This is a genomic window from Sphingomonas sp., assembly GCF_017745215.1.
Taxonomy (GTDB): Bacteria; Pseudomonadota; Alphaproteobacteria; order Sphingomonadales; family Sphingomonadaceae; genus Sphingomonas.
On record NZ_JAGHZV010000002.1, the window covers coordinates 239,886 to 255,935 of the forward strand.

Annotated in this window: 12 protein-coding genes and 2 tRNA genes; 4 read left to right on the top strand and 10 right to left on the bottom strand. The window is 69.7% G+C overall.

Annotated features, from left to right (window positions below; genetic code table 11):
* Positions 1 to 73: 73 nt before the first annotated feature.
* From J7495_RS03750 to J7495_RS03785, 8 genes are all read right to left on the bottom strand, one after another.
* A complete protein-coding gene (locus J7495_RS03750) occupies positions 74 to 1,168 on the bottom strand; it encodes a glycoside hydrolase family 130 protein (RefSeq protein WP_294054739.1) in 1,095 nt (364 codons plus the stop codon).
* Entirely contained in the window at positions 1,165 to 1,974 is an 810-nt protein-coding gene (locus tag J7495_RS03755) for a GDSL-type esterase/lipase family protein (protein WP_294054740.1), read from the bottom strand. Before J7495_RS03755 ends, J7495_RS03750 begins: the two co-directional genes overlap by 4 nt.
* Before the next feature lie 9 nt (positions 1,975 to 1,983).
* A complete protein-coding gene (locus J7495_RS03760) occupies positions 1,984 to 3,282 on the bottom strand; it encodes a family 1 glycosylhydrolase (RefSeq protein ID WP_294054741.1) in 1,299 nt (432 codons plus the stop codon).
* Complete coding sequence (locus J7495_RS03765) at positions 3,279 to 4,283, bottom strand: MBL fold metallo-hydrolase (protein WP_294054742.1); 1,005 nt, start codon at positions 4,281 to 4,283, stop codon at positions 3,279 to 3,281. Before J7495_RS03765 ends, J7495_RS03760 begins: the two co-directional genes overlap by 4 nt.
* Positions 4,280 to 4,984 carry an FCD domain-containing protein gene (locus tag J7495_RS03770; protein ID WP_294054743.1) on the bottom strand — a complete coding sequence of 235 codons (705 nt, stop codon included), beginning with the start codon at positions 4,982 to 4,984 and terminating at the stop codon, positions 4,280 to 4,282. The genes J7495_RS03765 and J7495_RS03770 overlap by 4 nt, the downstream gene beginning before the upstream one ends.
* Positions 4,981 to 5,736 carry an AraC family transcriptional regulator gene (locus J7495_RS03775; RefSeq protein WP_294054744.1) on the bottom strand — a complete coding sequence of 252 codons (756 nt, stop codon included), beginning with the start codon at positions 5,734 to 5,736 and terminating at the stop codon, positions 4,981 to 4,983. The genes J7495_RS03770 and J7495_RS03775 overlap by 4 nt, the downstream gene beginning before the upstream one ends.
* 71 nt (positions 5,737 to 5,807) lie before the next feature.
* On the bottom strand, positions 5,808 to 7,220 hold the full coding sequence (locus tag J7495_RS03780) for an FAD-linked oxidase C-terminal domain-containing protein (RefSeq protein WP_294054745.1): 1,413 nt from the start codon (positions 7,218 to 7,220) through the stop codon (positions 5,808 to 5,810).
* Positions 7,221 to 7,246: 26 nt separating this feature from the next.
* The gene (locus J7495_RS03785; protein ID WP_294054746.1) at positions 7,247 to 9,580 is read right to left on the bottom strand and encodes a TonB-dependent receptor; all 2,334 of its coding nucleotides are present in this window, start codon (positions 9,578 to 9,580) and stop codon (positions 7,247 to 7,249) included.
* 192 nt (positions 9,581 to 9,772) lie between these two features.
* On the opposite strand from J7495_RS03785, the gene J7495_RS03790 reads away from it, so the two are divergent.
* The 4 genes from J7495_RS03790 to J7495_RS03805 all read left to right on the top strand — a co-directional run bounded on the left by J7495_RS03790 (position 9,773) and on the right by J7495_RS03805 (position 14,625).
* Entirely contained in the window at positions 9,773 to 11,257 is a 1,485-nt protein-coding gene (locus J7495_RS03790; protein WP_294054747.1) for a carboxylesterase family protein, read from the top strand.
* Positions 11,254 to 13,185, top strand: coding sequence for a serine hydrolase domain-containing protein (locus J7495_RS03795; protein WP_294054748.1), 1,932 nt, complete (start codon positions 11,254 to 11,256; stop codon positions 13,183 to 13,185). Before J7495_RS03790 ends, J7495_RS03795 begins: the two co-directional genes overlap by 4 nt.
* A gap of 26 nt (positions 13,186 to 13,211) precedes the next feature.
* A complete protein-coding gene (locus J7495_RS03800; protein WP_294054749.1) occupies positions 13,212 to 14,507 on the top strand; it encodes a sugar porter family MFS transporter in 1,296 nt (431 codons plus the stop codon).
* A gap of 41 nt (positions 14,508 to 14,548) precedes the next feature.
* A tRNA-Pro gene (locus J7495_RS03805) sits at positions 14,549 to 14,625 on the top strand.
* Here J7495_RS03805 and J7495_RS03810 read toward each other — a convergent pair.
* Together J7495_RS03810 and J7495_RS03815 are read right to left on the bottom strand one after the other, a co-directional pair.
* Positions 14,626 to 15,906, bottom strand: a complete 1,281-nt coding sequence (locus tag J7495_RS03810) for an NRAMP family divalent metal transporter (RefSeq protein WP_294054750.1) — start codon at positions 15,904 to 15,906, stop codon at positions 14,626 to 14,628.
* A 53-nt stretch (positions 15,907 to 15,959) separates the two neighbouring features.
* A tRNA-Ile gene (locus J7495_RS03815) sits at positions 15,960 to 16,035 on the bottom strand.
* Between the last annotated feature and the right edge of the window lie 15 nt (positions 16,036 to 16,050).

The window sequence follows — 16,050 nt, forward strand, 5'->3', positions numbered from 1 at the left end:
ATGGGTGGCCGGGAGGGGGAGCGGGCTGGCACCGCCTCGAAACTCGCTCTTCCGCGAGTTTCCAAACAGACTCTCAAAGCCAGCGATCGGTGGAGACCGCGACCCCGGTGACGCTGTCCGCGGCGCCGTAATAGAGCAACCACCTGCCGTCGAAGCGCACCAGCCCTTCGATGAACGTCGTGCCCGCCTGATATTGGCCGGTGCGTTCCCAGGAGAGCTCGGGCGCGAAGAAGGGCGTGTCGGCGCGTTCGAGCACGCGCGTCGGATCGCGCGGATCGAGGATCGCGCGGCCACAAGCATATTCGAGCGCAGGCCGTGCGGGGTCGCCGCCGGCCGCGGCGTTCTTGCCGTTGTAGAGCATGACGATGCCCTGCGGCGTCAGCACCGGCGGCGGACCGACTTCGGCGAGGACGCTGTCGAACCGGTCGGGGCGCGGCGCCATCACTACCTTCAGCTGGCCGGGCGCGCTCTCGACCGGGGTCCAGCGGATCAGGTCGTCGGAATGGGCGGCGTGGATCTTGCCCTGGCCGAAGAGCATCCAGTAGCGCCCGCCGATCCGCGCGGCGACGAGCCGGTCGTTCACCAGCCGGTGCACGATCGCGGCGGACTTCATCATCATCGTCTCGTAGCGCGTGCCCGCGAAGGCGGTGCCGTGCTTGGTCCAGAACACCAGGTCGCGCGACGAAGCGATGCCGAGGTAGACGGCCTTGCGGTTGTATTGGCTGTAGGTGCAGACGAACCGCCCGTCCTCGGCGACCGCGAGCCGCGGGTCCTCGCAGCCGCCATCCCATTCGGCGGCGCGCTGGCCGTCGTCGGCGGGATAGAGCACCGGCGCGGGGAGCACTTCGAAGTTGATCCCGTCGGTGCTGCGCGCGAGGCCGAGCCGCGAGGTGTGGCCGCCGAGTTCCATCGCGCCGCTGTCGTCCTCGGCGCGGAACAGCACGTAGACCGCGCCGTCATGCGCCACCGCCGCCGGATTGAAGGCATGGAGCGCGCGCCAATGCACCGGCGCCTTGCGCATCGGGCAGAAGAAGGTCGACTGCGGATCGGCAGAGATGATCGGGCGGGCGTCGGTGCGACGGCGAAAGCCGGCGAGCTTGCCCGGTACCACCCTCAGCGCCGGCGCGGCCGCTAGGCCCGCCATGACCGTGCGGCGAGTGACCCTCATCGCCGCGCTGCCGCGATCGCCTTGCGCGCGAGCGGCTCGATCGCGGCATAGCCCGCGGCATTGGGGTGGACGCCGTCGAGGCTGAACTCGGGCTTCATCGCGCCGTCGGGCCGGCCGATCGCCTCGGCATAATCGACGAACACGATCCTCTCGCGCGCCGCCAGCGCCTTGAGCCTGCCGTTGAGCGCCGCGATCACCGGCGCGGGCTTGAGGTCGGGCGCCCAGGTGAAGCTCGCCGAGGGCGGCACCGCGGCCAGCACCACGCGGATCTTCGCTGCCTTGGCGAGCGTCACCATCGCGGCGATGTTGGCCTCGATCGTGTCGAGCGTCGTCGGGCCGGTGTTGCCGGCGATGTCGTTGGTTCCCGCCATGATGTGGACGACGCGCGGATGGAGCGCGAGCACGTCCGACGGGAAGCGGAGCAGCATCTGCGGCGTGGTCTGGCCGCTGATCCCGCGGTCGATCCAGCCACGGGTGTAGAAATCCGGGCGGCCGTATTTCCAGCCCTCGGTGATCGAATCGCCCATGAAGACGATGTCCCGCTCGGCCTGGGGCCGGGTCAGCAGCTTCAGATTGTCGTCGCGATAATGGCAGAGGTCGGCCCAGTCGGTCTTGCGCGCCTCGAGATAGGCGGTGCGATAGGCGGCTGCCTCGGCCATCGGCGGCGGGAGCATCTTCGCATTGCCCGGCGCGTAGGTCTTCGCGCGCCACTCGACGAGCGCGGGCGGGAAGCCCATCGCCGGCGGACAGGGATTGTCGGTCACGCCGATGGCGGCGAGGAGGGCTGCGAGAGCGAAGGGGACCATGCGGTGCTCCTAGAGACGGCCCGAGCGGGCGATGCGGCCGAGGTGATGCGCGCTGGGCTTGGGGGTGCGCGCGAAGCTCTTCCGGTCGACCGCGACCAGCCCGAAATGCTGCGAATAGCCGCGCGTCCATTCGAAATTGTCGAGCAGCGACCAGTGGAGATAGCCGCGGAGATCAATGCCGTCGGCGAGGCATTGGCGCACCTCGGCGAGCGTCGCGTCGATGAAGGCGATGCGGCGGGCGTCGTCGCTCGTGGCGATGCCGCTCTCGGTGATGATGACCGGCTTGCGGCCGATCTTCGCAGCGTATCGGACGCAATGGCCGAGCGCGGGCGGGTAGAACTCATAGCCCGCGTCGGTCTTCTCGACGCCATCGGGGGTAGGCAGCGAGCCCTCGGGGCCGACGAGGATGCGCGTGTAGGTCTGGACGCCGACGAAGTCCGAGGGCGTGTCGGCGCCGAGCCATTGGTCGTAGAGGATTTGGTTCAACTCGGTCGCCTTCGCTTCGCCGCCGGCGACCGGCTGGAGTTGCTGCATCGACAGGCTGACCCCGACCGAACAGCCCGGCACCGCTGCCTTGATCGCGGCATAGGCCTTGGCGTGGGCCTCGCGCGTCGGCGGCTCGATCCGGTCGGCGGGGGTGAACACCCAGGAGGCGAAGCGGTCCGATCCGCAGGCCCTGGCCGAGGCGGCGAGCATCGCCTCGATCCGCGGGCGCGCCTTGTCATAGCCCGGCGCGAGCACCGGGATCAGCCGCGGGGCGTTGATCTCGTTGAAGGTCGTCGCTGCGTCGAGCAGGGCACCGAAGTGGCGCGCGACGGTGCCGGCGAAGCGCGCGAACAGCTCGGGCGCACCCGCCGCCTCGAACCCGCCGCGCGCGGCGAACCAGCGCGGCGTGGTGAAGTGGCTGAAGGTGACCATCGGCTTCAGCCCATGCGCATGGCAGGCCTCGAGCACGCGCTTGTAATGGTCGAGCGCAGCAAGCGAATATTGCCCCGGCTCGGGCTCGATCCGCGCCCATTCGATCCCGAAGCGATGCGCGTTGAAGCCGAGCGCGGCGGCGATCGCGACATCCTCGCCATAGCGCTCGTAGCTGTCGCAGGCATCGCCCGAAGGCTCGCGAAACAGCGTGCCCTCGACATGCTCGTTGAGCCACATGTCCGAATTGACGTTATTGCCTTCGCTCTGGTGCGCCGAGATCGCGGTGCCCCAGAGGAAACCCTTGGGCACCGCCCTGCCCTTCGCCTGCGCCGGGAGCGCGGGCAGTACCGCCGCGGCGGCCAGCCCGGCGACGACCTCGCGACGCTTCACCGGCCGGTCCTGGCCGCGGCGACGAGGTCGACCGGGCCGAACACCGGCATGTAGCGCACCGCGACATGGTCGCGGGCGGCGAGCGGAGCGATGCGCGACATCGTCAGCGGGATGTCGTCGAGGAAGCGGCGGAGCGGAACGAGCGGCTGGTCGAGCGGCAGGAGGAAGTCGTCCCAATGGATCGGCACGACGAGCTTCGCGCCGGTGGCCGCTACCGTCTCGCGCCAATAGGTCTGGGTGAAGGCGGGCGGCTGGAGCGTGAGGCCGCCGGTCGAGAGGAAGACCACGTCGGCATGCACGCCATGCTCGCGGTACATGCCGGACACGACGTTCGCGCTGGCATGGACGAGGATGCGGAAACCCTTGTGCTCGATCAGATAGGCGAAGGTGCCGCCTTCCTTATAGTCCTTGGCGCTCGCCGGCTGGCGGAGCGGCGCGGTGACGTCGCCGGGCACGCGGTCTCCCGCCGAATGGAGCGAGCGGATGACGGTGACCCTGAAATCGCCGGCGCTCAACCGCTCGCCGCCGTGCACGGTGACGATCCGCGCCGCGGGGATGTTGCCGCCGAGCGCGACCTGGCGGGTCGAGGGCGAGCCGACGATCGTCGCGCCAGTGCGCTGCGCGACCGCGGCGGCATCGAGGACATGGTCGTAGTGCGTGTGCGTGACCAGCAGCAGGTCGATCCTCGACAACGCCGCCCGGCGCAGCGCCAGGTCGACCTTGCCGGGATCGCTCGCCACCTTGCCGAACATCACCGTGCGCATGTCGGGCCGGGTCAGCAGCGCATCGACCATCACGGCGTTGCGCCCGTCGCTGAACACCAGGGTCGTCGCGCCGAAATACTGCACGGTGAGCGCACCCGGCGCGGCGGTGCCGGGCTTCAACACCTGGGTATCCGCCGGCATCGCCGGATGGCCGAAGCGCCACGCCGCATAACCGCCGCCGGCGAGCACCAGCACCGCGAGCGCGACCAGGATTCGGACCAGCCAGCGCCGGATCACGGTGCCATCCGGGCGGCGCGGATCACCGAGGCATCGAAATGGCTGTCCATCGCCGCGACCGCGCGCGCGGGGTCGCCCGCGTCGATCGCCGCGGCGATCTCGAGGTGGTTGGCGCGAACGACCGTGCGCTGCTCGGGCGTGGTCCGCGTCCGCCAGGCGGCGGGCACGGCGACGCGCATCATGTTCTCGAACGACCTCACGATCTGGTGGAAGACGATGTTGTGCGTCGCCTTGGCGATCGCCTGGTGGAGCGCGATGTCGAGCACGGTGATCTCGTCGGGCTCGGTCGCCGCCGCCAGCGCCTGCGCCAGCTCGGTGATGCGGTCGGCTTCCGACGGCGTGCGGTTGAGCGCGGCGAGCGCGACGGTGCGCAGCTCGAGCGTGCGGCGAACGTCCCATATCTCGGTGATCGACACCTGCTCGGTGCTGACGGCGTGCTCGAGCGAGGTCGCCATCACCGAGCCGTCGATTGCGCTCACCCGCGCGCGGCGGCCGTTGCCGACGTCGATCACGCTGAGCGCCGCGAGCGCGCCGAACGCTTCGCGCATCACCGCCCGGCTGACGCCGAGCTGGCTCGCGAAATGATGCTCGCCCGGCAGCGCATCGCCGACGCGCAGGCCATTGCTGCGGATATGCTCGCGGACGCTGCGCATCGCGACGGTGACGAGCGACTCGCCCTCGGCGATGGAGAGCGCGCTCATGCCGCCACCTGCGCGGCGCGGAGCTGGGTCGGTGCCATGCCGAAGCGGCGCGAGAAGGCGCGGGTGAAGCTCGCGTTGTTGCTGTAGCCGCAGCGATAGCCGATCGACGAGACCGGCAGGTCGGTGACCAGCAGCAGCTGCTTCGCGCCGCTCAGCCGACGCTCGGCGATGGCCTCGGCGACGGTGCAGTCGAACATCGCGCGGAAGCCGCGCGTGAGCTTCACGCGGTTGAGCCCGTTGGCGCGCGCGATACCGTCGAGCGTGAGCTTCTCGCGCCAGCCCTCGTCGATCATCCGCCGCGCCGCGATGATCCGCCGCGTGTCGAGCTCGCCCAGCGCGCAGCCGCCGTCGGCGGGGACGAGCCGGTCCTCGGCGAGATCGGTGGTGATCGCGCAGAGCAGCTCGACCGACTTGATCGTCCGCAGCGTCTGCGCGGCAGGCTCGGGCAGCGCGCAATCGAGCAGCGCGAGCGCGATCGCGCGCTGGTCACTGGTGAGATGCCAGGTCCCTTCGCCCTCCGGCACCTGGCCGAGCACTTCGCGGCAACCTTCGGGATCGACAAGGAACAGGATGTCGATGTCGCGGCCTTCGGGGAAATCCTCGCCGATCGCGACCAGCGCCGGCTCGCGCTCGCCGCCAAGCGAAAAGGCGAGCCGCACCGGATGCAGCGACGGCGCATCCTCGGGCAACGTGCCGGGCCCGAAGAACACCGTCATCCGCATCGACACCTGAAAGTGGCGTTTGTTGCCCATCGCTCTCCTCCGCGCCTCATTCCCTCGAGGCTTGCTAGCGGACAGGTTTTCACTTGCTATCTGACAGGTTGTCAAGCCGCGAAGATCTTGCCCGGATTGAACAGCCCCGCGGGGTCGAGCGCCGCCTTCAGCGCGCGCATCATCGCCACGGCGTCCTCGCCCAGCTCGGCGACGAGCCATTGCTGCTTGCCGAGGCCGATGCCGTGCTCGCCGGTGCACGTGCCGTCCATCGCCAGCGCGCGCTCGACCAGCCGGGCGTTGATCGCCTCGACTTCGGCGAGCTCCTCCGGGGAATCGGGATCGAGCGGGAAGATCACGTGGAAATTGCCGTCGCCGACATGGCCGAGGATCGTCGCGGGCATGCTCGCGCCGGCCAGGTCGGCCTTGGTCTCGGTGATGCACTCGGCGAGTCGGCTCATCGGCACGCAGACATCGGTCGCCCAGCCGACCGCGCCGGGGCGCTGGTTGACCGCGGCATAATAGGCCTCGTGCCGCGCCTTCCAGAGCTTCGAGCGCTCCTCGGGCAGGTTCGACCAGCGAAACGCCGAGCCGCCGTTGGCGAGCGCGAGCGAATGCACCGTCTGCGCCTGCTCCTCGACCGAGCTGGGCGAGCCGTGGAATTCGAAGAACAAGGTGGTCAGCTCGGGATAGTCGAGCTTCGACCAGGCGTTGACCGCGCGCATCTGCATGTCGTCGAGGATCTCGACCCGCGCGATCGGCACGCCCATCTGGAGCGTCTGCACCACCGTGTCGATCGCGCCATGCAGCGTCTCGAACGAGCAGACCGCCGAGGTGATCGCCTCGGGGATGCCGTGGAGGCGCAGCGTCGCTTCGGTGATGATGCCGAGCGTCCCTTCCGAGCCGACGAACAGCCGGGTGAGGTCGAACCCCGCCGCGGACTTGCGCGCGCGCCGGCTGGTGCGGATGTCGCGCCCGTCGGGGGTGACGACACGGAGCGAAAGGACTGCCTCGCGCATCGTGCCGTAGCGCACCGCATTGGTGCCCGAGGCGCGCGTCGCCGCCATGCCGCCGATCGTCGCGTTGGCGCCGGGATCGATCGGGAAGAACAGCCCGAGGTCGCGGATATGGGCATTGAGCTGCTCGCGGCGGACGCCCGCCTGGACGGTGCAGTCGAAGTCCTCGGCATTGACTTCGACGATCGCGTCCATCTCCGAGAGATCGACCGACACGCCGCCCTGCACCGCGAGCGTGTTGCCCTCGATCGAGGTGCCGGCGCCATAGGGGATGATCGGCACCCCCGCCTCGACGCACATGCGGACGAGCTCGACGACTTCCTCGGTCGAATGGGCGAACACCACCGCGTCGGGCGGCATCGGCGCGAAGTGCGCCTCGCTCTGGCCGTGCTGGGCGCGCACTCCCTCGCTCGTCTGGCAGCGCGCGCCGAAGCGCTCGGCCAGCCGCGCGAGGAACGCGGGCGTGACATTGGGCGAACCGGTCGCGGCGGTCGCATGATCGGCGGACATGATACGCTTCCCCCCGTCCCTTCAGCTCAGAAGCGGATCGCCGCCTCGGCGCCGATCGTCCGCGGCTGGATGTACGCCGCCGAATAATAAGCCCCTGGCGTGGCGCTCGCCGCAAGACCCTGGAAGCCCGTGACGATGATCGCGCGCTTGTCCGCGAGGTTCTTGACGAAGGCCGAGAGCGACCACGGACCCGAGCTTACCCCGGCGCGCAGGTCGAAGGTCGCGTAGCTGTCGAGGTGCTTGGGGAATTTCTGGCTGTAGTCGCTCGTGCGGCTGCCGACGTAATTGGCGGAGGCGCCGAGGTTGAGCATCGCCGAGCCGCCGAGCTCGGCCGAATAATCGGCGGTCAGCGAGCCCGAGAGGCGCGGTACATAGGGCAGCCGGTCACCGTCCTTGCCGCCCGCCGCCGGCGCGTCGGCGGTCAGCTTGGCGTCGGTGTAGCCGGCGTTGAACCCGAGGGTGAACGCCTTCACCGGCTGGTAGCGCAGCGTGACTTCGCCACCCTGGCTGCGCGCCGAGCCGCCGTTGACCAGATAGTTGAACCCGCCGCCGCTGGTCTGGATCTGGACGTGGCTCCAGTCGGTGTAGAACAGCGCGGCGTCGAGCGTCAGCGCGCGGTCGAGCGCCGAGGCCTTGAAGCCGACCTCGTATTGGGTGAGCTTGTCCGGGTCGAAGATGTTGGGGATGTTTCCCGTCGGCGGCGCCGGGTTGGGGCCGCCGGGGCGATAGCCGGTCGCGGCGCGGGCATAGACCATGAAGTCGTCCGAGATCCGGTAGCGCGGCGAGACCAGCCAGGTGGTGATGTTCGCGCTTTCCTTGCCGTTGGCGGCGAGCGTCGCCGACTTGGCGCCGGTTGCGATCGCGCCGGTCGAGATCGAGATCAGCAGCCCGCGATAATCCTGCGCATAGGTCTGGCTGTCGTGCGCGCGGCGGACGCCGCCGAGGATGTCGAACCTTTCGCCCAGGTGGAGGCGCGCGTTGCCGAAGAAGGAAACTTCCTCATAGGTCGAGTCGATCTTGGCGACGGCGAAGGGCGGCAGCGTGATCGAAGCGCCGGTGGCGGTCGAGAAATAGTCGATCCTCGGGATACGGTTGATGTCCGATTCGCGCGTCCAGTAGAAGCCGCCCTGCAGGTCGAGGATGCCGCCCACGTCGTTGATGCTGGCGCGCGCCTCCTCGGACCAGCGCGACGTGTGCTTCACCGTGTCGACGCGCATGCCTAGGTTGGCCGGCACCGCGATCCCGGCGAAGAACGCCAGCACCGGCGCATTCGCCGTGAGGAACGAGGCATAGCTGCGCGTCGCGTCGCCGAGTTCGCGGAAATAGATGCGCTGGTAGGTGGTCGACGAGGTCAGGTTCACCTTGCCGAGATCGGCCTTGACCGTCGCATTGTAGAGCCGCAGCCGCGCATAGCCGCGCTCCTGGACATAGCGGTCGGCCTTGAGATCGCCCGAGATCGGCTTGAGCGTGGCGGCGTCGATGTCGACGCTGTTGTTGCCGTCGGAGGTGGTGTCCTGGCCGATCGCCGAGAGGTTGACGCTGACATCGGGCCCGAGCTTCATCGCCAGCACCGCGCGGCCGCCCCTCACCCGCGTGGTGTTGATGTCCTTCGCGCCGATGCGCGGGTTGACGTTGTCGATATAGCCGGGATCGAGCCGGTAGAAGCCCGAGACGTGGAGCGCGAGCTTGCCCGGCGCGAGTGGCACGTTGACCATGCCGCGCGCGGAGCCGCCGATCTCGCCCTTCGCCACGGCGGTGACGCCGGCGGAAGCACGACCCTCGACGATATCGAGATCGGGCTCGGCAGTGGTGAACTTGAGCAGCCCGCCCACCGCGCCGGCGCCGTAGAGCGTGCCCTGCGGCCCTTTCAGCACTTCGATCTGCGCGAGGTCGGAGGGGTCGAGGTCCGGCGTGATGCCGCTGCCGCCGGTATAGGCGTTGACCGAGCCGACCGGCGCCTCGTCGATATAATAGCCCGTCGTCGAGCCCGGCTGGGCGGCGCCGGTGGTGATCCCGCGCAACGTCACCTGGGCGTTGCCGGCGCGGCCGGTGGTGACCGAGAGGCCGGGGACGCGTGCGGCATAGTCGGTGAAGCGGACCACGCCTTCCTTGGTGAGGTCGCCCGCCTTGACCACCGAGATCGAGGCCGGGACGTCCTGGAGTCGCTCGGCGCGCTTGGTCGCCGTCACGATGATCTCGTCGTTCGACGCGACCGAGCCGTCGTCGTCCGCACCCTGCGCGGCGACGGGCGCCGGCTGCGCGTCGTCAGCGGGGGCCGACGCGGCGGCGGCAGTGCCGATCGCGAGAAATGCCGAAGCGGCACCGCCAAGCAACGCGACCCGCAATGAGCTGTTCTTCATGGCCTTCAACCTCTCCTGATGCGCTGTGCCGGCCCCTTTTTGAGGCTTATGCTGTCAGACAGGTACTGCCTATCAGATAGGACAGGATGCCATAGCCCCTCGGACTTTGCCGATCGGATGCACGGCTTTGCGGCCCGGTACGGCGGCGGATAAGGGGCGTCGCTGCGTTGCCGGCTGCGCTATGACGGCGCCATGGACGAGGCAACGATTAACCTGGGTTACGGCCGTATCGGCGGCGAAATCCTCGAAACCTGCATCCGGTTCCTCGGCGTGCCCTATGCCGCCCCGCCCGTGGGCGCCCATCGCTTCGCCGAGCCGCAGCCGGTTACGCCGTGGGATGGCATCCGCGATGCGACTCGGCCGGGCGCGACGGCGCCGCAGCGGCTGCGCGCCTTCCCCGGCATGGACGTGGCGCCGCTGGTCGGCACGGGATGGAACGAAGGTGGCGACTATCTGACGCTCAACCTCTGGCGCCCGCTTGGGAGCGCGACCAGCCTGCCGGTGATGGTGTTCATCCACGGCGGCGGCTTCGTGATCGGCAGCAAGGACGCTTCGGTACAGGACGGCGCGGCCTTCGCCCGCGACGGAGTGATCTGCATCGCGATCAACTATCGCCTGGGGGTCGACGGCTTCCTCCCCATCCCCGGCGTGTCGACTAACCTGGGCCTGCGCGACCAGATCGCGGCGCTTCGCTGGGTGCAGGCCAATGTCGCGGCGTTCGGCGGCGATCCCGCGAACGTCACGGTATTCGGCGAGAGCGCGGGAGCGATGTCGATCGCCGATTTGATCGCCTCGCCGCTCGCCAGGGGACTGTTCCGCCGCGCGATCGTCCAGAGCGGGCACGGGGCGATGACCCGGCCGATCCCGGTCGCGCGCCGGCTGGTGGCGAAGCTTGCCAAGCTGCTCGGCGTCACGCCCGACCGCGACGGCTTCGCGAGCGTCGAGCCCGGCTCGCGGCTGCTCGACGCGCTCGAAACGGTCGCGAAGCCCACGACCCGCATCAACCTGTGCGACGCGGGCGGCCACGAGCCCGCCTTCGGGATCAGCCGCTTCCTTCCCGTCCATGGCGACGACGTCCTCCCCGAGCCGCCGCTCGAGGCGCTCAAGCGCGGCGTCGGCGCCGAAGTCGACCTGCTGATCGGCAGCAATGCCGAGGAGATGAACCTCTACCTCGTGCCCACCGGCCTGCGCGCCAAGGTCGGGCGGCTGCTCGCCTGGATCGCGCTGCGCAAGTCGCAGCCGCGCGCATGGCAGGTGCTCAAGGCTTATGGGATGGGCATCGGCCGGCATCCCGGCGAAGCGCTGGGCGTCGCAATGACCGACCTCGTCTTCCGCTGGCCGGCGCGGCGCTTCGCCGAGGAACATCGCGGGCGGACCTTCGTCTATGAGTTCGACTGGCGCTCGCCGCGTTACGACGGCCAGCTCGGCGCCTCGCACGGGATGGAGCTGCCCTTCGTCTTCGATACGCTGGCGACGGTGACTGGGCCTGAAGGCCTCGTCGGCGAAGCCCCGCCGCAGGATCTCGCGACGCGGATGCACGCCGTGTGGATCGAATTCGCGCGGACGGGCAACGTCCCCTGGCCCGAGTTCGACCGCGAGACGCGCCAGGTCCACCGATTCGGCTCCGACGAGACCGTCACCGAGCCGGCGATGCCCGCCGCCGCGTTCCTGCCGTGAGCCTGTGGCGCGCCCTGCTGCTTGCGCTGGCGGTGCTGGCCTCGAGCACGGCCGCGCAGGCCCAGCAGCCCGCCGGCCACAGCCTCGATGCGACCGACCTCGACGCCTGGCTCGACGGCGCCATCCCCTATGCGCTGCGCACCGGCGACATCGCCGGTGCGGTGGTCGTGGTGGTCAAGAACGGCCAGCTCGTCACTGCGCGCGGCTATGGCTGGGCAGACATCGCCGCGCATCGCCCGGTCGACCCCGAACGCACGCTGTTCCGCGTCGGCTCGGTCTCGAAGCTCTTCACCTGGACCGCGGTGATGCAACAGGTCGAGGCGGGCCGGCTCGACCTTGACGCCGACGTCAATCGCTACCTCGATTTCGCCATCCCGCCCTACCAGGGCAAGCCCGTCACGCTGCGCCAGATCATGACGCACACCGCCGGCTTCGAGGAGAGCGGCAAGGACGTCATCACCTTCCACGCCCCGATCGCGCTCGACGCCTATCTCAAGCGCTGGGTGCCCGCACGCATCTACGCGCCGGGCACCACGCCCGCCTATTCGAACTGGGCGACGGCACTGGCGGGCTACATCGTCCAGCGCGTCTCGGGGCTGCCCTTCGCGGCTTATGTCGAGCAGCGTATCTTCGCCCCGCTCGACATGCGCCACGCGAGCTTCCGCCAGCCGCTTCCGCCCGCGCTCGCGCCCTGGGTGGCGACCGGCTATCCGCGCGCCTCTGCCCCCGCGCAGGGCTATGAAGTGATCGGCCCCGCGCCCGCCGGTGCGCTCGCCGCCTCGGGGCTCGACATGGCCAAGTTCATGATCGCGCACCTCGCCCAAGGCCGCGGGCTGATGGCGCCGCAGACCGCGGCGACGATGCACCACAGCCCGCTCGACCGCGTCGATCCCAAGTCGCTGGTCCCACCACTCGACCGCGCCGAGCTCGGCTTCCTCGAGCGCAACCTCAACGGCCGCGAGATCATCGGCCACCGCGGCGCGACGCAGAATTTCCACACGCTGTTCCAGCTCTATATCAACGATGGCGTCGGCCTGTTCGTCTCGTTCAACAGCGCGGGCCGCGACGGGGCGGCGGAGACGGCGCTCGACCAGATCGGCGAGGGGTTCGCCGACCGTTACTTCCCCGCCGCGCCGGTGGCGTCGCGCGTCGACCCGAAGCTCGCCCGCGAGCACGCCCGGGCGATGGCGGGGATGTGGATGAGCAGCCGCCGCGCCGAAACCAGCTTCCTCGCGCTCGCGATGCTCGCCGGCCAGACCAAGGTGGCGCTCACCCCCGAGGGCGGCCTGTCGATCGCTTCGCTCAAGGACGCTTCGGGTGCGCCGCAGGTCTGGGACGAAGTCGCGCCCTTCGTCTGGCAGGTGCGGCGCGGGCATGAGCGGCTCGCTGCGCAGCTGGTCGACGGCAGGCCGATGCGGTGGAGCGTCGACACGCTGGCGCCCGCCGCGGTGTTCGACCGCGCGCCCGCGGCAATGTCGGCCGACTGGCTGCTGCCCGCGCTGGGACTAAGCCTCGGCGCGCTCGCGCTGGCCGTGCTCCACTGGCCGGCTTCCTGGTTCGTCCGCCGCCGCTTCCGCGCGCCCTCGCCGCTGGGCAGCCGCTCGCTGCTCGCCTATCGAGCGCTCCGCATCGCCAGCCTCGCCGCGTTGCTGGTGCTGTGCGGCTGGATGACGCTGCTCGCGATGATGCTCTCGGACCTCGACCTGCTCAGCGCGCGCAGCGACCCCTGGCTGCGGCTGCTCCAGCTCTCGGGCTTGCTGGCGTTCACCGGCAGCGTCGGACTTGCGGGCTGGAACGCCACGCTGGCCTGGCGTGAGCGGCGACACTGGACGCGCCGGCTGTGGAGCATCGCCATGGTCCTCGCCGCGCTGATGCTGCTGTACACGGCCTGGCAATTCGGCCTGCTCGCGATGAGCACCAACTATTGAGCGGGCCCCGGGGGGAGGATCGTCGCATGACCAAGCTCGGCACGAAGCTGCTGTTCGCCTTCAGCATCGGCGCGGCGGCGCTCTCGGGGCTGTTGTTCGGCTTCGACACGGCGGTGATCGCAGGCGTGACCGGCGACTTGCGCACCGTCTTCGGGCTTTCCGACGCCTGGCTTGGGATCACCGTGTCGATCGCGCTCTGGGGCACGCTCGCCGGCGCCTTCGGGATCGGCGCGCCGGGCGACCGGTGGGGCGGCCGCGCGGGGCTGCGCGTGATGGCGCTCTTCTACCTCGTCTCGGCGCTCGGTTGCGCGCTTGCCTGGGACTGGACGTCGTTCGCGCTCGCGCGGCTGGTCGGCGGAATCGCGATCGGCGGCACGTCGGTGCTCGCGCCCGTCTACATCGCCGAAATCTCGCCGGCGGCGCGGCGCGGACGGCTGGTCGGGCTTTTCCAGCTGAGCGTGGTGAGCGGCATCCTGCTCGCCTATCTGAGCAATGCGCTGATCGGCGAATGGGTAACCGAGGCGACCTGGCGCTGGAAGCTCGGCGTCGCCGCGGTCCCTGCCTTGCTGCTCCTCCTGCTCTTCTGGCTGATCCCGAACAGCCCGCGCTGGCTCGCCGCCAAGGGCCGCCATGAGGAGGCGCGCGCGGCCTGCGAAGCGCTCGGCATCGCAAGCGCGGCGATGGACGCGGCCGAGGCCCCCGGAACCCGCCTCTCCTTCGCGCGCCACCGCCGCCCGATCCTGCTCGCCACCGGCCTCGCCGCGTTCAACCAGCTGAGCGGGATCAACGCGATCCTCTACTATCTCAACGACATCTTCGCCGCCGCGGGTTACGGCGCGCTATCGGCGGCCTGGCAGGCGGTGGCGATCGGGCTGGTCAACCTTGGCTTCACGGTGCTCGGCATCACTGGCGCCGACTGGCTGGGCCGACGCAGGCTGCTCGCGATCGGCGGCATGGGGCTGACCGTGTCGCTGTTGCTCACCGCCACGGTGATGTTCGGCCTGGCACCGCGGCCGCTGCTGCTGCCGGCGCTGATCGGCTTCATCGGCTTCTTCGCGATGAGCCAGGGCGCGGTGATCTGGACCTATATCTCGGAGATCTTCCCCCAGGAGGTCCGCGCGCGCGGCGCCGCGCTGGGCAGCGGCACGCACTGGCTGCTCAACGCGCTGATCTCCGCGGTCTTCCCAATGGTCGCGGCGGTCTCGGCCGGCGCGCCGTTCCTGTTCTTCGCCGCGATGATGGCGGCGATGACGGTCTGCGTGCTGCGCTTCTACCCCGAGACGCGCGGCGTGCGGCTCGAAGCGATGCCGTCGGTCCATTGAGGTTGCGGGCCGGCGGCGCGCCCTCTAAGGGGTTCGCCCGTCGGGGAGTAGCGCAGCCTGGTAGCGCATCTGCTTTGGGAGCAGAGGGTCGCAGGTTCGAATCCTGTCTCCCCGACCATCACCCCATCCCCATCAGCGGCAGCGCGAACATCGCCAGCGCCGCCGCGGCCATCACGCCGGTCGCAGCCCAGCCGAACAGCTTGAGCGGCAGCGGCGCAGTGAAGTCGCCCATCTGCGACTTGCGGCCGACCACCAGCATCATCACCACCATGATCGGCACCGCGACCACGCCGTTGACCACCGCGCTCCAGAACAGCGCCTTGATCGGGTCGATCGGCAGCCAGCACATCGCCAGCCCGAGCAGCACCGAGGCGGCGATCACGCCGTAGAAGCCCGGCGCCTCGCGCGGGGTGCGCTCGAGCCCGCAGGTCCAGCCGTTGGTCTCGGCCGCGGCATAGGCGACCGATCCGGCGAGCACGGGCACCGCGAGCAGCCCCGTACCGATGATCCCCAGCGCGAAGAGCAGGAAGGCGAACTGCCCCGCCACCGGCCGCAACGCCTCGGCAGCTTCGGCGGCGGTCTGGATGTCGGTCTTGCCCGAGGCGTGGAGCGTCGCGGCAGTGCCGATCATGATCGCCAGTGCGACGAGGTTCGACGCCGCCATGCCGACGAAGGTGTCGACGCGGATCCGGCCGAACTCCTCGGGCGCTTCCTCCGGCGCCTCGGTGAGCGCATGCTTGTCGTCGTCACGGTCGACTTCCTCGACTTCCTGGCTGGACTGCCAGAAGAAGAGATAGGGGCTGATCGTCGTGCCGAAGATCGCCACCACCGTGGTCACCGCGCCCGCGCCGGCAAGCGTCGGCCAGACCATGCCTTTCAGCGCCGAGCTCCAATCGACGTGGATCATCAGCAGCAGCGCGACATAGGCGAGCAGCACCAGGGTCAGCCACTTCAGCACCGCTGCATAGCGGTGATAGGGGATGAACAGCTGGAGCAGCAGCGAGAGCAGCGCGAAGCCGACCGCGAAAGCATTCGGGTTCCCGCCCGTCACGAGCTGTGCCGCCTCGCCCATCGCGGCGAGGTCGGCGCCGACATTGATCGTGTTGGCGACGAACAGCAGCGCGACCAGCCCCAGCACCAGCGGGCGCGGCAGGATGCGGCACATGTTGTGCGCCAGGCCATGGTCGGTCACCCGCCCGATCCGCGCGCTCACCAGCTGGACCGCAGTCATCAGCGGATAGGTGAGGACGATGGTCCAGAGGAGCTGGAAACCGAATTGCGCGCCGGCCTGCGAATAAGTGGCGATGCCGCTGGGATCGTCGTCCGCCGCCCCGGTGACGAGGCCGGGGCCGAACTGCTTGGCGAGCTTGGCGGTGCGCGACGACGCTTCTTGCTGCATGCGGCCCCTTTGCCGTCGGTTGTTTCGTTCGAAGCCCAACGCACGACGGGGGTTGGTGGGCCCGGCAGGACTCGAACCCGCAACCTAGCCGTTATGAGCGGCCAGCTCTAACCATTGAGCTACAGGCCCCACCCCGGCCGGCGA

Bases quoted from the DNA above. Each gene is read 5' to 3' on its own strand.
- J7495_RS03750 (WP_294054739.1), bottom strand. From the start codon at position 1,168: ATGAGGGTCACTCGCCGCACGGTCATGGCGGGCCTAGCGGCCGCGCCG.
- J7495_RS03755 (WP_294054740.1), bottom strand. From the start codon at position 1,974: ATGGTCCCCTTCGCTCTCGCAGCCCTCCTCGCCGCCATCGGCGTGACC.
- J7495_RS03770 (WP_294054743.1), bottom strand. From the start codon at position 4,984: ATGAGCGCGCTCTCCATCGCCGAGGGCGAGTCGCTCGTCACCGTCGCG.
- J7495_RS03775 (WP_294054744.1), bottom strand. From the start codon at position 5,736: ATGGGCAACAAACGCCACTTTCAGGTGTCGATGCGGATGACGGTGTTC.
- J7495_RS03780 (WP_294054745.1), bottom strand. From the start codon at position 7,220: ATGTCCGCCGATCATGCGACCGCCGCGACCGGTTCGCCCAATGTCACG.
- J7495_RS03785 (WP_294054746.1), bottom strand. From the start codon at position 9,580: ATGAAGAACAGCTCATTGCGGGTCGCGTTGCTTGGCGGTGCCGCTTCG.
- J7495_RS03790 (WP_294054747.1), top strand. From the start codon at position 9,773: ATGGACGAGGCAACGATTAACCTGGGTTACGGCCGTATCGGCGGCGAA.
- J7495_RS03800 (WP_294054749.1), top strand. From the start codon at position 13,212: ATGACCAAGCTCGGCACGAAGCTGCTGTTCGCCTTCAGCATCGGCGCG.
- J7495_RS03810 (WP_294054750.1), bottom strand. From the start codon at position 15,906: ATGCAGCAAGAAGCGTCGTCGCGCACCGCCAAGCTCGCCAAGCAGTTC.